18 protein-coding genes are annotated in these 12,394 nt (G+C 67.7%); 8 read left to right on the top strand and 10 right to left on the bottom strand.

What is annotated here, in order from left to right:
- Positions 1 to 13 precede the first annotated feature (13 nt).
- The 7 genes from AB0M24_RS42865 to AB0M24_RS42835 all read right to left on the bottom strand — a co-directional run bounded on the left by AB0M24_RS42865 (position 14) and on the right by AB0M24_RS42835 (position 5,767).
- Complete coding sequence (locus AB0M24_RS42865) at positions 14 to 2,257, bottom strand: bifunctional polysaccharide deacetylase/glycosyltransferase family 2 protein (RefSeq protein WP_363780030.1); 2,244 nt, start codon at positions 2,255 to 2,257, stop codon at positions 14 to 16.
- The gene (locus AB0M24_RS42860; RefSeq protein ID WP_363780028.1) at positions 2,254 to 2,646 is read right to left on the bottom strand and encodes a hypothetical protein; all 393 of its coding nucleotides are present in this window, start codon (positions 2,644 to 2,646) and stop codon (positions 2,254 to 2,256) included. The genes AB0M24_RS42865 and AB0M24_RS42860 overlap by 4 nt, the downstream gene beginning before the upstream one ends.
- Positions 2,647 to 2,713: 67 nt before the next feature.
- Complete coding sequence (locus AB0M24_RS42855; RefSeq protein WP_363780026.1) at positions 2,714 to 3,124, bottom strand: hypothetical protein; 411 nt, start codon at positions 3,122 to 3,124, stop codon at positions 2,714 to 2,716.
- Complete coding sequence (locus AB0M24_RS42850; protein WP_363780024.1) at positions 3,124 to 3,768, bottom strand: DUF1707 domain-containing protein; 645 nt, start codon at positions 3,766 to 3,768, stop codon at positions 3,124 to 3,126. Before AB0M24_RS42850 ends, AB0M24_RS42855 begins: the two co-directional genes overlap by 1 nt.
- Before the next feature lie 19 nt (positions 3,769 to 3,787).
- Positions 3,788 to 3,985, bottom strand: coding sequence for a hypothetical protein (locus AB0M24_RS42845; RefSeq protein ID WP_363780022.1), 198 nt, complete (start codon positions 3,983 to 3,985; stop codon positions 3,788 to 3,790).
- 107 nt (positions 3,986 to 4,092) lie between these two features.
- Positions 4,093 to 5,085, bottom strand: a complete 993-nt coding sequence (locus AB0M24_RS42840; RefSeq protein ID WP_363780020.1) for a Gfo/Idh/MocA family oxidoreductase — start codon at positions 5,083 to 5,085, stop codon at positions 4,093 to 4,095.
- 34 nt (positions 5,086 to 5,119) lie between these two features.
- Positions 5,120 to 5,767, bottom strand: a complete 648-nt coding sequence (locus AB0M24_RS42835) for a maleylpyruvate isomerase N-terminal domain-containing protein (RefSeq protein WP_363780018.1) — start codon at positions 5,765 to 5,767, stop codon at positions 5,120 to 5,122.
- Here AB0M24_RS42835 and upp point away from each other — a divergent pair.
- Both upp and AB0M24_RS42825 read left to right on the top strand, forming a co-directional pair.
- Positions 5,766 to 6,389: a uracil phosphoribosyltransferase gene (gene upp / locus AB0M24_RS42830; protein ID WP_363780016.1), complete on the top strand. Its 624-nt coding sequence runs from the start codon at positions 5,766 to 5,768 to the stop codon at positions 6,387 to 6,389. The two genes, AB0M24_RS42835 and upp, sit on opposite strands and share 2 nt — an antisense overlap.
- 95 nt (positions 6,390 to 6,484) lie before the next feature.
- Positions 6,485 to 7,774 carry a glycoside hydrolase family 18 protein gene (locus AB0M24_RS42825; RefSeq protein WP_363780014.1) on the top strand — a complete coding sequence of 430 codons (1,290 nt, stop codon included), beginning with the start codon at positions 6,485 to 6,487 and terminating at the stop codon, positions 7,772 to 7,774.
- Positions 7,775 to 7,844: 70 nt separating this feature from the next.
- On the opposite strand, the gene AB0M24_RS42820 is transcribed toward AB0M24_RS42825, so the two are convergent.
- Positions 7,845 to 8,438, bottom strand: coding sequence for a TetR/AcrR family transcriptional regulator (locus tag AB0M24_RS42820; protein ID WP_363780012.1), 594 nt, complete (start codon positions 8,436 to 8,438; stop codon positions 7,845 to 7,847).
- Between the two features lie 56 nt (positions 8,439 to 8,494).
- Between AB0M24_RS42820 and AB0M24_RS42815 the strand changes: the two genes are divergently transcribed.
- From AB0M24_RS42815 to AB0M24_RS42795, 5 genes are all read left to right on the top strand, one after another.
- Positions 8,495 to 8,701, top strand: coding sequence for a type II toxin-antitoxin system VapB family antitoxin (locus AB0M24_RS42815; protein WP_045315411.1), 207 nt, complete (start codon positions 8,495 to 8,497; stop codon positions 8,699 to 8,701).
- A 32-nt stretch (positions 8,702 to 8,733) separates the two neighbouring features.
- Positions 8,734 to 9,120 (top strand): Fic family protein, encoded by a 387-nt coding sequence (locus AB0M24_RS42810; RefSeq protein WP_363780010.1) that lies wholly within the window; start codon positions 8,734 to 8,736, stop codon positions 9,118 to 9,120.
- 34 nt (positions 9,121 to 9,154) lie between these two features.
- A complete protein-coding gene (locus AB0M24_RS42805) occupies positions 9,155 to 9,532 on the top strand; it encodes a MerR family transcriptional regulator (protein WP_363780008.1) in 378 nt (125 codons plus the stop codon).
- A gap of 47 nt (positions 9,533 to 9,579) precedes the next feature.
- A complete protein-coding gene (locus AB0M24_RS42800) occupies positions 9,580 to 10,500 on the top strand; it encodes an aldo/keto reductase (protein ID WP_363780074.1) in 921 nt (306 codons plus the stop codon).
- 74 nt (positions 10,501 to 10,574) lie between these two features.
- The gene (locus AB0M24_RS42795; RefSeq protein ID WP_363780006.1) at positions 10,575 to 10,769 is read left to right on the top strand and encodes a hypothetical protein; all 195 of its coding nucleotides are present in this window, start codon (positions 10,575 to 10,577) and stop codon (positions 10,767 to 10,769) included.
- Between the two features lie 50 nt (positions 10,770 to 10,819).
- On the opposite strand, the gene AB0M24_RS42790 is transcribed toward AB0M24_RS42795, so the two are convergent.
- The gene (locus AB0M24_RS42790; RefSeq protein WP_363780004.1) at positions 10,820 to 11,272 is read right to left on the bottom strand and encodes a flavodoxin family protein; all 453 of its coding nucleotides are present in this window, start codon (positions 11,270 to 11,272) and stop codon (positions 10,820 to 10,822) included.
- Positions 11,272 to 11,739 carry a hypothetical protein gene (locus tag AB0M24_RS42785; protein ID WP_363780002.1) on the bottom strand — a complete coding sequence of 156 codons (468 nt, stop codon included), beginning with the start codon at positions 11,737 to 11,739 and terminating at the stop codon, positions 11,272 to 11,274. The genes AB0M24_RS42790 and AB0M24_RS42785 overlap by 1 nt, the downstream gene beginning before the upstream one ends.
- Before the next feature lie 20 nt (positions 11,740 to 11,759).
- Here AB0M24_RS42785 and AB0M24_RS42780 point away from each other — a divergent pair, with 20 nt between their 5' ends.
- Positions 11,760 to 12,386 carry a class I SAM-dependent methyltransferase gene (locus AB0M24_RS42780; RefSeq protein ID WP_363780000.1) on the top strand — a complete coding sequence of 209 codons (627 nt, stop codon included), beginning with the start codon at positions 11,760 to 11,762 and terminating at the stop codon, positions 12,384 to 12,386.
- The last annotated feature ends 8 nt before the right edge of the window (positions 12,387 to 12,394 follow it).

The following is a 12,394-nucleotide window of genomic DNA, read 5'->3' as shown; positions in this document are numbered from 1 at the left end:
CGCGCGGCACTCGCTATCGCGGAGAAGATCGAGTACCGGATCGAGGAGGCACACGCCCTGGACGGGCTTGCCCGCGTGGTGCCTGACCACGAGGACTACCGGTTCCGGGCGGACGAGCTGTACCGGGAGATGGGCGCAAGGCCTCTCTGAGCAACGGCACGGTGCGTTCGTCCAGCTCCGGCGCGTCCTGCGCGGCACTGCCGGTGCGCTTGAGCTTCTGCCACGGCAGCACCGCACCCGCCAGCGCCGTGATCACGGACTGGATGACGACCAGGTACATGAGCTGCCGGTAGACGATCGGTTGCAGCGCGACGGCCCACAACGGCCGCAGCTGCTCGCCGTCGAGCCGGAACGCGATCACCGCCGGGATCAGCTGCAGCACCAGGAAACCGAGCCAGGCGAGGGCGCCGGCGGCGGGATCCGTCCAGAGGCTCAGCACCGCGAACACGTCGATCGCGGGCGCCAGCACCGGCAGCGCCACCTGGTACAGGAAGAGGTACGGCAGGGCGCGGCGGCCGAGCTTGCCGCCCATGCCGCGCTCGGCGACCGCGCCGCGGTGCTTCCACATCGCCTGCAAAGTGCCGTAGCACCAGCGATAGCGCTGCCGCCACAGCTGCCCGAGGCTCGCCGGCGCCTCGGTCCACGCCCGCGCGTTCTCCTGGTAGACGACCGACCAGTCGTCCCGCAACAGCGCCATGGTCAGGTCGGTGTCCTCGGCCAGCGTGTCCTCCGGGACGCCGCCGACCGCGCGCAGGGCGCTGACTCGGAAACCGCCGACCGCGCCCGGCACCGTCGGCATGCACTGCATGACGTCGTACATCCGCCGGTCGAGGTTGAAGCCGATCACGTACTCGATGTGCTGCCAGCGGCCGAGGAGCCCCGACCTGTTGCCCACCTTGGCGTTGCCCGACACCGCGCCGATCTCGGGGTTCGCGAACGGCTGCACGAGGTTGGCGACGGTCTCCGGTTCCAGCACGGTGTCGCCGTCCACCATCACGACGAGCTCGGTGCGGGTGTGCCGCAGCCCGGTGTTCAGCGCCGCCGCCTTGCCCGCGTTGCGTTGGCGCACCAAGGAAACGTTCGGCAGGTGCAGGCTCTTGACCACCTCGGACGTGCGGTCGGTCGAGCCGTCGTCGATCACGATCACGTGCACGGGCCAGGTGCTCGACAGGATCGTGCGGACGGTCGCCTCGATGCCCGCTTCCTCGTTGTAGGCGGGCACGAGCACGGTGACCATCTGCTGCCGCAGCTTCGGCGCGTGCTTGCCCGGTTTGCGGCGCGCGTGGATCGCCGTGGTCACCAGCAGCACCGCGGCACGGGCGAGCGCGAGCACGCTGGAGATGACGACGAGCCAGGTCAGCAGTTCCGTGACGAACCGCGAGAACCGCACGGCGAGCGACACGGCCGTGCCCTCACCGCGCTCCGCCGCTGTCGCGGGCCGAATCGCCTGCTTGACGTCGAACGCCTCACTGGTGGTCTTGAACGCGAACCCGCGCTCCTTCAGCGCCGGGATCAGCTTCTCCAGCGCCGCAACGGTTTGCGACCGGTCGCCACCGCCGTCGTGCATCAGCACCACAGCGCCCTTGTCGTCCTTGGGCGTCGAGTTCGCGACGACGGCGTCGGTGCCGGGCCTGCGCCAGTCCTCGCTGTCGAGGTCGGTGAGCACCACGAGGTTGCCGGCCGCGGTGATCCGCTCGATGCCGACCAGGTCCTCGTCGTCGACCGCGTCGGGCCGGTTCGAGTACGGCGGCCGCACCAGCTGGCTGGACTTGCCGGTGCCGCTCGCCACGACGAGCCCGGTCTGCCCGAGCTCCAGCCGCGTGCGCGTCTCGCCGACCTTGCCCAGGTCGACGTGGGTGAAGGTGTGCAGCCCGACCTCGTGACCCTCGGCATCGATGCGTTCGAGCACGTCCTGGTGCTGCGCCGCGGCCGCGCCCGTGACGAAGAAGGTGGCCTTGACCCCGTTGCGCTGCAACACGTCGAGGATCTTGGGCGTCCACTCGGGGTCCGGCCCGTCGTCGAACGTCAGCACCACGGTGCGGTCCGGCGTCGTGCGCGAGCTGAGCTCAGACCCGGTGTCGCCGATCAACGGCCCACCCTGGTGCAGCTTGTCCGGCACGGTCTTCGCGGGCCCGGCGGTCGGCTGCGCACCCTGGCCGACGTGGCTGGTCACGAACGTGTCCAGCAGCAACGCGCCGAGCAGCACGACCATGCTCAACCCCAGCAGCACCCAGTGGGCGCGCGGCTGTGGTCTCACGGCTTGCCCTGACCGGGGTTGCTGGGCCGGTTCGACGCGCCAGGCGGGTCGGTGCGCTTGTTGCCGTTCTCGGTCGTGGTGGTCGTGGTGGTGTTCGTCACCGGGGCCGTCGTCGTGGTGGTCGGCGCCGTGGTGGTGGTTTCGTTGCGTGGCAACGATGTTGCTTCGGGTGACGACGTCTGGGTGTCCGTGGTCGTGGTGACCGCGGGCTCGGCCTTGGGGATCGGCAGCAACGTCGTCGGATTCACGGGGCCACCGGCCAGCGCGATCACGAGTAACACCAGGTAGGCCACCACGGCGACGGCGACAACGCCGATGGCGATGCGCACGACCTTGCGGCGGCGGCCACTCGGATCAACGAACACGGGTCTGTCTGAGGGAGTCGTCATGACCTTCGCGGAGGGACGGCATGCGGTCGCAGGAGGGTAACCGGCTAGCGCGTCCAGCGGAAGGCGTTCACCAACCGAGCTTCGCGAGCCCGTCCAGGACGCACTCGTCGAGGCTCGCGTAGCCCTCGTGCTTCCCCTTGGCGGCGAACAGCACCCATTTCGACTCGAGGCTGTACTGGACGATGAACAGCTCGCCGGTGTCCCCGATCGCTTCGAACAGCTCCGCGTACGCGTCGGCGTCGCTGACCGGCTCGTCCAGCCACGCCCAGTCTCCCGGCAGCTCCGCCAGGCTTTCGCGCGCGCAGGCAAGCCCCTGGTCGAGGTCGGCGAAGTCGCCGCCGGCGTACCAGTACTCGCCGACGTACGGCGGCTGGTTGAGCTTCACCGTCCACTTGTTGCGCGGCCGCGGGCCATCCATCTTGATCATGAAGACGACGCCGGTCTGTCCCGCCCGCTCGACGAACTCCGCGAGCAGCATCAGTCGAGCAGTTCGCGCAGGATCTGGGACTTCTTTTTCTTCGGCCCCTTGACCTCGACCCCGCCCATGATCGCGAGCCCGGTGATCCGCACGGTCGGCGCACCCGGAATGTGCCGCCGCCCGGGAACGTGGTCCTCGAACGCGCCCATGAACCCGAACCCGTCGACCTTCACGTTGATGTCGTCCGGCACGCGGATCTCGACGCCGCCCCAGAACGCGAACACGCTGATCGTCACCTCGGCCTCGGCGAAGCTCGCGTGCGTCAGGTCGAGGTCGATGCCGCCCATCACCGCGACGGCGTTGTGCATCCGCGGGACCACCCAGTTGCCCTTGCGGTTGACGCCGGACCAGAAGGCGATCGACACTGCGCTGCCCGGCTCGCCGCCGATGCGAGGGCTCACGGCCGGCTGGTACTGCGGCACGACCGGCGGCTGGGGCAGGCCGCTCAGCACCAGGTCGGCGGTGATGGGAACGAGCTCGCCGTAGGTCTTCGCGGCGTAGACGGCCACGAGCCGCTCGTCCAGTTCGTGGATGTCGAGGCGGCCCTCGGCGGTCGCCTTGTGCAGCACCTGCGCGATCCGTTCCCGGTCCGCGTCCGAGGCGCGCATGTGACTCTGGTCAGCGGGTACCAGCTCGTCGCTCACCCGATCGAGTTTAGAGCGCTCACTTCCGGTTCGGTGCGTACTTGACCGTGATCGCGAATGCCAGCACCAGCAGTGCTCCGACTGCCGACGCGAGCGTCGGGCTGTAGCCCCACATGAGCGGCAGCACCCCGATCAACAGGGCGACCGAGCCCGACACACCCAGGATGACCAGCGGGGACTCGCACAACTGCTGGACGGGCTTCTGCTCGATCGTCACCGTTCGCTCCTCCACGTCTCAACTGGCTACGAGACACTTCGGAGTCGCTTTGTCGATTCTTTACTCCCGGATCGGGTTGCAGAGCGACCCGATCCGGTGGCCTCTGACTACGCGGTCGGCTGGCGCAACGGCAGTCCGGCCGCCCGGTAGATCGAGTCGATGACGGTCATGTTCTTCACCGCGTCGTCCGCGGTCGTCGGGAACGGCTTGCCGTGCAGCACCGCGTCGGTGAACGCGTCGAGCTGGTAGGCGTAGGTCGCGCGCTTCCCGAACGTCTCGGCCGACGTGTGTCCCTTGAGCTTCAACGACAAGCGGTGCAGCGTCTGCGGCCCGAGAGGGTTGAACACGCTCAGGGTGCCGTTCTCGCCGATCGCCTTCATGTTCAGCTTGAACACCGTCGACGACCACAGCGACGCGTGCACGGAACCCGTGTGGCCGGAAGGGAAGCGCAGCGACGCGCGCATCGCCCTGTCGATCTTCTCGCCGCGCAGCAACGCCGTCGCGGAACGGACCTCGGGCTCCTCGCCGCCCAGCAGACGCGCCATGTGCACGGCGTAGCAGCCCGCGTCCATCATCGCGCCGCCCGCGAGCGAGTAGTCGTAGCGGATGTTGGAGAACACCGGCAGCGGGAAGCAGACGTTCGCCTCGACGTGCCGCAACGGGCCCAGCACGCCGGAGCGCATGATCTCGTCCACGCGCAGCGCGAGCGGGTGGTAGCGGTAGTGGAACGCCTCCATCACCACGAGTCCGGAACCACGAGCGACATCAGCCACGGCAGCGGCCTCGGCGGCGTTGGCGGTGAACGGCTTCTCGCACAGCACGTGCTTGCCGGCCTCCAGCGCCGCCAGCGTCCACTTGCCGTGCAGGCCGTTGGGCAGCGGGTTGTAGACGGCGTCGACGGCGGGATCCGCCAGCAGGTCCTCGTAGGAGCCGTGCACGCGCGGAATGCCGTGCTTGTCGGCGAAGGTCTGGGCCCGGTCGGCCGAGCGCGCGGCGACGGCCACCACTTCGGCGACGGTCGAGGAGCGGGCGGGGCGGATGACAGCGGGCGGCGCGATCATGGCCGCGCCGAGGACTCCGATGCGCACGTGGTCTGTCACGCGGCCGACCCTACACCCATTCAGTTAACGGTGTTCACTCGATCAGATCGGTGGAGCGCACCGGGAAGAACGGGATCTTGTCCACCAGTGACGGGTCCGAGGTGCTCCACGACTGCATCTGGCGGCGCGACCGCCTTCCGAAGAAGGCGCGCCACAGGTCGAACGCGTCCGCTTCCAGCGTGGCGGGGCCGTCGCCGATGACGCCGAGGTCCGTCTTGAAGGTCGCTTCCGGCACCACGCGCGGTGCCATCCACACCAGCGTCGGGAACCACACGGCCTCCGGGAGGCGTTCGCGGCCGAGCACCGCGCGCAGGTCCGCCTCGTGGGTGATCGCGTCCATCGCGAACTGGTACGGGATCCGCGGCATCCGGTCGATCGCGGTGCCGGACGTGTTCCACTGCTCCAGCAGGTCGTCCGCCGGGACGTCCGCGCGTTCGGCGACGTGCCGCGCGGTCCACTCCTGCGACGGCGCGCCTTCCATGCGGCCGTTGACCAGATCCGACGCCTCACCGGACAGGTGCGAGATCAGCTGGTGCACGGTCCACTCAGGACAGGCGGGTACGACGCGACCGAGTTCCTCCGCGCTCAGTCCCGCGGTCAGGCCGACGATGCGCGCGCGTGCCTCGCGGTAGATCTCTTCGAACACCCCGAGATCCTCCCCAGCGGTTACGGTGTCGGGCATGGACGTCCTCGTCGTCGATCATCCACTCGCCAAGGCGAGACTCACAACCATGCGCGACGCGCGCACGGACAACGCCGCTTTCCGCGCCGCGCTGCAGGAACTCACCGTCATGCTGGTCTACGAAGCCATGCGCGAGGCGCCGCTGACCGAGGAGCGCACGCACACCCCGGTCGCGCGCACCACGGGCTACAAGCTCGCGAACCCGCCGTTGCTCGTGCCGGTGCTGCGGGCCGGGCTGGGCATGGCGGACCAGGCGCACAAGCTCATCCCGGACGCCCAGATGGGGTTCGTGGGGCTGGCGCGCGACGAGGAGACGTTGCAGCCGACGCCGTACATGGAGTCGTTGCCGGAGAACCTCGCGGGACGACCGGTGTTCGTGCTCGACCCGATGCTCGCGACCGGTGGCTCGATGGCCTACACGATCCGGTTGCTGACCCAGCGCGGCGCGACGGACGTGACGGCCGTGTGCGTGCTCGCGGCGCCCGAGGGGATCAACCACCTCGAGGACTCGAAGCTCCCAGTTCGTCTCATTACGGCTTCCGTCGACGAGAGGCTGAACGACTCCGGCTTCATCGTGCCTGGTCTGGGCGATGCCGGTGACCGTCTGTACGGGGCGGTTTAGGACATACCTCCGATCGGACGTAGCAGTGGTCTAGACCTCAGAGCTAACGTGCTGTGGACCACATCGCCGCTGCCGCGATCTGACTTAGGAGAACCATGTCCAGACGGAGATGGGGTGTCGCCGCACTCGCGGTCGGCGCCCTGTCCGCGTCGCTGGCTGTAGTGCCGGCGAACGCAGATGTCGAGACCAATGGGCACCACGGTTATTCGAAGACCCGCACCGTTGGGTACTTCATCCAGTGGGGCGTGTACGGCCGGAACTTCCGGGTCAAGAACCTCGTCGACAGCGGGGCCGCCGCGCGGCTCACGCACCTCAACTACGCGTTCGGATTCCTCGACGAATCCGGCAAGTGCGTCAGCGCCGACCCGTGGGCGGACTGGCAGATGCCCTACACCGCTGAGCAGTCCGTCAACGGCAAGGCCGACGAACCGGGCGCGCTCGCGGGCAACCTGAACCAGCTCAAGCAGCTCAAGGCCAAGTACCCCAAGCTGAGGATCAACATCTCGCTGGGCGGCTGGACGGGCTCCCGCTACTTCTCCAACGCCGCGCTGACCCCCGAGTCGCGCGCCGCGCACGTCAAGTCGTGCACCGACATGTGGATCAAGGGCAACCTGCCGGGTCTGCCCGACGGTGCCGCGAAGGGCATCTTCGACGGCGTCGACCTCGACTGGGAATGGCCTGCCAGCAACGGCAACATGGACCCGCCCAACGTGGTTCGGCCCGAGGACAAGCAGAACTTCACCAAGCTGCTCGCCGAGTACCGCAAGCAGATGGGCTGGAACCGCGACCTGACCGCGTTCCTCCCCGCCGACCCGAAGCAGGTCGACGCGGGCTTCGAGGTCGCGAAGGTGTTCTGCTACCTCACTTTCGGCACGCTGCAGGGCTACGACTACCACGGTGCGTGGGACCCGGAGGCGAACCAGCAGTCCTCGCTGCGGGTGCCGAAGGGGGACCCGTCCCCGGCGGAGTTCAGCTCCGAGGTGACGGTCAACGCGTGGCTGTCCCGCGGTGCTCCGCGCTCGAAGGCCGTGCTCGGCGTGCCGTTCTACGGACGCGGCTGGACCGGTGTGGCACCCGGTACGCGCAACGGCCTGTTCGGCACGGGTACGCCCGCGCCGGCCACGTACGAGGCGGGTTACGAAGACTTCCACACCATCAAGCCGAAGCTGGCCGACCCGAAGTACAAGGTCTACCGCGATGAGCGCGCCGGCTTCGCGTGGATCTACGACGGCACGACGTGGTGGACCTACGACGACGCGGTCGAGATGAAGCGCAAGGCTCGCTTCATCAACGACCGTCGCCTGGGCGGAGCGATGATCTGGTCGCTCGACGGTGACACCAAGGACGCAGAACTGATCAAGGCCCTCGACGGCGCCTTGAAGTAGACGGACTGTCCGGATCGGACAGTTCTGCGGGTCCGGGGAGGTTTCGCGGCGGCCGCCTCCCCGGATTCCGTCAGTTCTCCTTGTGCGACAACCAACCTCGGCCGTGCGCGCGCAACGCCAGCTCGTACGTGGCTCGGGCGTCGATGCCCGGCGGCAGGTTGCCGTTGAGCTCCAGGCTCACCAGGCCGTGCGCGATGCCCCACATCGACATCGCGATCTGCTCGGGGTCCTCGTCCACGAAGACCCCTTGAGCGACCGCCCGGCGGACGGTGTCGATCACCGGCGCGAAGGTCCGGCCGGCCGCGCGGCTCATCGCCTTCGTCGGTTCGACGACCTTCGAGTAGAGCACCGAGTAGAACTGCGGGTCCGCGAGCGCGCTGCGCCGGTACGCCAGCCCGATCTGGACCAGGTCCTCCGCGGGGTCCTCGGTGACCGGCACCGCCATGAGGTGCGCGCCGAACCGGTTGAACGCCTCGTCGTAGAGCGCCTCGAGCAGTGCGGGTTTTCCGCCGAAGAGGGAATAGACCGCCGTCGTCGAGGTGTTGACGTCGGTGGCGATCTTGCGCAGGCTCACCGCGGCGGGACCTTCGGTGCTCAGCAGCTCGCCCGCCCGCTCGAGCAGACGCCGTCGCAGAGCGTCATCGTGGGTCTTGGGCCGGGGCATCACGCAATCCTAACGGCCGCTGGTCAGGGTGGTATCACATTGGTACCGTCCCTGGAATGGCGATGACCTTGCGGTTGACCGACGAGGAGAACCACCGGCTCGCTGAACTGGCGCAGGCCGAGGGGCGCTCCAAGCAGGAGGTCGTGCGTCTCGCGATCGCGGACCGTTACCAGCGCATGCAGCAGGAAGAAAAGCTCGGCGAGGTTCTGGGGCGAGTCCTGCCGAAGTACCGAGGTCTTTTGGATAGGCTCGGATCTTCCTGAAACTGTCAGACCTCTGTGATCAACTGGGTGCCGTGATCTCCTACCTCGACGCCGGGGACCTCTTAGTGCTGGCCACAGCCGTGACCGGTGGCGACCTCGTCGTCAGGGACATCGGTCTGCTGGACACAGCGGCGTACCGTCCCCGCGCCACCGTGCTCGGCGTGGAGGCCTACGACACGCTGTGGCTGAAGTCCTCCGCCTTACTCGACTCGATCGTGCGAACCCGCCCCCTGGTAGAGGGAAACTGGCGGCTCGGCTGGGTCTCCGCCGTCACGATGTGCGACATCAACGGCTACTGGATCGACGCGGACGAGGACGACGCGCTGGACCTCGTGCGAGCCCTGGGCCGCGACAAGATCGACGTGCCCGAGATGGCCGGCCATCTCGAAGCGTGGGGAATCCCGAAGGATTCCGCTTGACCTAGAGCGCGCTCTAGCTCGTAGCGTCGTCGCCGTGAGTTACTCGATAGCCCAAGCCGCGCAGCGCAGTGGGTTGTCCATCGACACCTTGCGCTACTACGAACGAATCGGGCTCGTCGACCCGCCCGCGCGAGACTCGGGTGGGCGTCGCAGCTACTCGGACGAAGACCTGGGTTGGCTCGCCTTCGTGACGCGTCTGCGCACGACCGGCATGCCGATCCGCATGATGCGCGAGTTCGCGCAGCTCAGGCACCGCGGCGACCTGACGGCAGGCCGCCGCAAGCAAATCCTCGTCGAGCACCGCAACGACGTCCGCGCCCGCATCGCGGAGCTGCAGACGTGCCTGGAGGTGCTCGACTACAAGATCGACCACTACGCGGTGGTCGAGCGGGACTTGGAGGCGACGGCGTGAGCCGTTTGTTGGGATCGTTGGAGGTCGGGCCGCAGGGGCTCGGCTGCATGGGAATGTCGGAGTTCTACGGCGCCGGCGACGAGTCGGAGTCGATCTCGGTCATCCACCGGGCTTTGTCGTTGGGCGTCACGCTGCTCGACACGGCCGACATGTACGGGCCGTACGTGAACGAGGAGCTGGTGGGCCGCGCGATCGCGGGCCGTCGTTCTTCCGTCGTCCTGGCCACGAAGTTCGGCATCGTGCGCGAAGAGGGCGGATCCCGTTCGATCCGCGGTGATCGTGCTTATGTGCGTTCTTCGGTCGAGGGCTCTTTGAAGAGGCTCGGCACCGACGTGATCGACCTGTACTACCTGCACCGCGTTCCGGCGGACACGCCGATCGAGGAGACCGTCGGCGCGATGGCCGAGCTGGTGACCGAGGGCAAGGTGCGGTTCCTCGGGCTCTCGGAAGCCGGTGCTTCTACGTTGAGGCGTGCTCACGCGGTGCACCCGATCACGGCGCTGCAGAGCGAGTGGTCGCTGTGGTCGCGCGACATCGAGGCCGAGATCGTGCCCACTGCCCGCGAGCTGGGCATCGGGTTGGTGCCGTACTCGCCGCTGGGCCGTGGCGTGCTGACCGGGCGCTTCACCTCCGCCGCCGACTTCGGTGCCGGCGACTTCCGCGGCGTGGCTCAGCCGCGGTTCCAGGGTTCGAACCTCGACGCGAACCTGAAGATGGTGGAGGAGCTGCGCGCGCTGGCCTCGGAGCGCGGTGTGACCGCGGGCCAGCTGGCGTTGGCGTGGGTGCAGCACCGCGGGTCCGACGTGGTCCCGATCCCGGGTACCAAGCGGATCAAGTACCTGGAGGAGAACGTGGCGGCGGCTTCGTTGGAGCTGTCCGCCGAGGATCTCGCCGCGATCGAAGCCGCCGTGCCCGCTTCGGCCGTGGCTGGTGACCGGTACCCGGACATGAGCACCGTGGGTCGTTAGAACATACGTTCGAAAGTATCCCCAGGGTTGTCCACAGGTTGGGGACAGGTGGCTGTGGACAACCCTGGGTTCATGTGGACAACTCGATTGTTGAGGGCGCGGATGATCGCGGGCCGCTGCGTGGGCTTCGTGCCCCGCAGCGCCAGGTAGGTGATCGCGACGCGACACGCGGCGTGGATCAGCAGCGCGAGAACGCCAGCAGTGGTGACAGCGGCCAACATGCGTCCAGTGGATCGCTGCTCGGCCGGCAGGTCTATGCCGAATACTGAATACGGATATTCTCGTCCCAGCATAACGCCTGGTCAGAGGGTTTCTGGAGCTAGCTGGAAAGTTGGGCCGCGACGGTCGCGCCGAGCTCCCAGCACGCCTCCAGGTCGGCCTTCGCCGGCTCACCCGTGACCACCACGTGCTGCGCCGCCTTCTCCCACCCCAACCCGGTCGTGGCCGTCTCCACGCTGCGCACCGCACCCGTCGTGTCGTTGTTGCCGTGCACGTAGAGCCCGAACGGCCTGCCCTTCGTCGAGTCCAGGCACGGGTAGTAGACGGTGTCGAAGAAGTGCTTCAACGCACCGCTCATGTAGCCGAGGTTCGCGGGCGTCCCCAGCAGGTAGCCGTCAGCCTCCAACACATCCACAGCGGTTGTGGACAACGCGGCTCGCCGGACCACCTCGACGCCCTCGATCTCGGGAGTGGTGGCGCCCGCGACGACGGCTTCGAACATCGCCTGCAGCGTCGGCGACGGCGTGTGGTGGACGATCAGCAGCCGCGCCATCAGTAGTCCATCTCGTAGTCGTTCATGTTCGGCGGGGTGTCGTCCACGCCGAGCGCCTTCAGGTCGTCCGACGTGACCTTGTCGACGGTAGGTCCCATGAGCTCCATCAGCTCGTCGACGATGTCCAGGTGGATCTTGTGCGACTCGTCGTTCAGCCTGCCGATCTCGATCATCCGATCGATGACGCCGCTGCCCTCCAGCTTCGTCGCGATAGCGCTGAACTCGCCGAAGTTGCTGGCAGGCGCGATGATCGCGGCGTTCGACCCGACGGTGCTCCTCAGCAACATGTTCAGCGCTATGTGTGCGCCGAGGTCGATGCCGAACGCCTTGAGCAGACCGTCGCGCAGGCGGACCTGGAACGCCTTCATGTCGTCGCTGAACGCGCCGTAGAACATGTTGAGGCCGTTCCTGCTGTCCTGATGCGCGTCCAGGACGGACTGGGCCAGGTCACGCCGGGTGTACTCCATGAGCGGCAACATAGATGACCATGACCCGCGCCTCCTACGACATTGTCGCCGCCGACTACGCCAGGCTCATCCCGGACGCGCACGACGGCCGCCCGCTCGACGCCGCGATCATGCGAGCGTTCGCCGAGCTCACCGAAGGCCCCGTCGCGGACCTCGGCTGCGGCACCGGGCGCATCACCCACCACCTGCACGAACTGGGCCTCAGCACGTTCGGAATCGACCTGTCCGACGGCATGCTCGACCAGGCAAAACGCCTCTACCCGCACCTCGACTTCACGCAGGGCGACATCACGAAGCTGGACCTGGAAGACGACAGCCTCGGCGGCGCGGTCGTCTGGTACTCGACGGTCCACATGCCGGCGGACGAGGTGCCCTGGCAGGAGTTCCACCGCGTCCTCAAGCCGGGCGGACACCTGCTGCACGCCTTCAAGCTGGGCAACTTCAAGAACCACATGACCCACGCGTACGGCCACGACGTGGATCTTCACGTCTACTGGCACGACATCGACGAGGTCGTGACCAAAGCTACGGAAGCCGGGTTCAACGAAGTGGCCCGGTTGCAACGTCAGAAGGACGTGGACGAGAAGGGACCGCAGGCGTTTTTGTTGCTGAGCAAACGGAACCCCGCGGCAGGCAGCACGTCCTAGTGGGTGTA

This window comes from Lentzea sp. NPDC051838 (assembly GCF_040681245.1).
Taxonomy (GTDB): domain Bacteria; phylum Actinomycetota; class Actinomycetes; order Mycobacteriales; family Pseudonocardiaceae; genus Lentzea.
The sequence above is the reverse complement of the archived record's forward strand: the minus strand, read 5'-3'. Positions and strand labels throughout refer to the sequence as shown.

Bases quoted from the DNA above. Each gene is read 5' to 3' on its own strand.
- AB0M24_RS42790 (WP_363780004.1), bottom strand. From the start codon at position 11,272: ATGGCGCGGCTGCTGATCGTCCACCACACGCCGTCGCCGACGCTGCAG.
- AB0M24_RS42855 (WP_363780026.1), bottom strand. From the start codon at position 3,124: ATGCTGCTCGCGGAGTTCGTCGAGCGGGCGGGACAGACCGGCGTCGTC.
- AB0M24_RS42825 (WP_363780014.1), top strand. From the start codon at position 6,485: ATGTCCAGACGGAGATGGGGTGTCGCCGCACTCGCGGTCGGCGCCCTG.
- AB0M24_RS42860 (WP_363780028.1), bottom strand. From the start codon at position 2,646: ATGACGACTCCCTCAGACAGACCCGTGTTCGTTGATCCGAGTGGCCGC.
- upp (WP_363780016.1), top strand. From the start codon at position 5,766: ATGGACGTCCTCGTCGTCGATCATCCACTCGCCAAGGCGAGACTCACA.
- AB0M24_RS42785 (WP_363780002.1), bottom strand. From the start codon at position 11,739: ATGGAGTACACCCGGCGTGACCTGGCCCAGTCCGTCCTGGACGCGCAT.
- AB0M24_RS42780 (WP_363780000.1), top strand. From the start codon at position 11,760: ATGACCCGCGCCTCCTACGACATTGTCGCCGCCGACTACGCCAGGCTC.
- AB0M24_RS42815 (WP_045315411.1), top strand. From the start codon at position 8,495: ATGGCGATGACCTTGCGGTTGACCGACGAGGAGAACCACCGGCTCGCT.
- AB0M24_RS42820 (WP_363780012.1), bottom strand. From the start codon at position 8,438: ATGCCCCGGCCCAAGACCCACGATGACGCTCTGCGACGGCGTCTGCTC.
- AB0M24_RS42835 (WP_363780018.1), bottom strand. From the start codon at position 5,767: ATGCCCGACACCGTAACCGCTGGGGAGGATCTCGGGGTGTTCGAAGAG.
- AB0M24_RS42800 (WP_363780074.1), top strand. From the start codon at position 9,580: ATGGGAATGTCGGAGTTCTACGGCGCCGGCGACGAGTCGGAGTCGATC.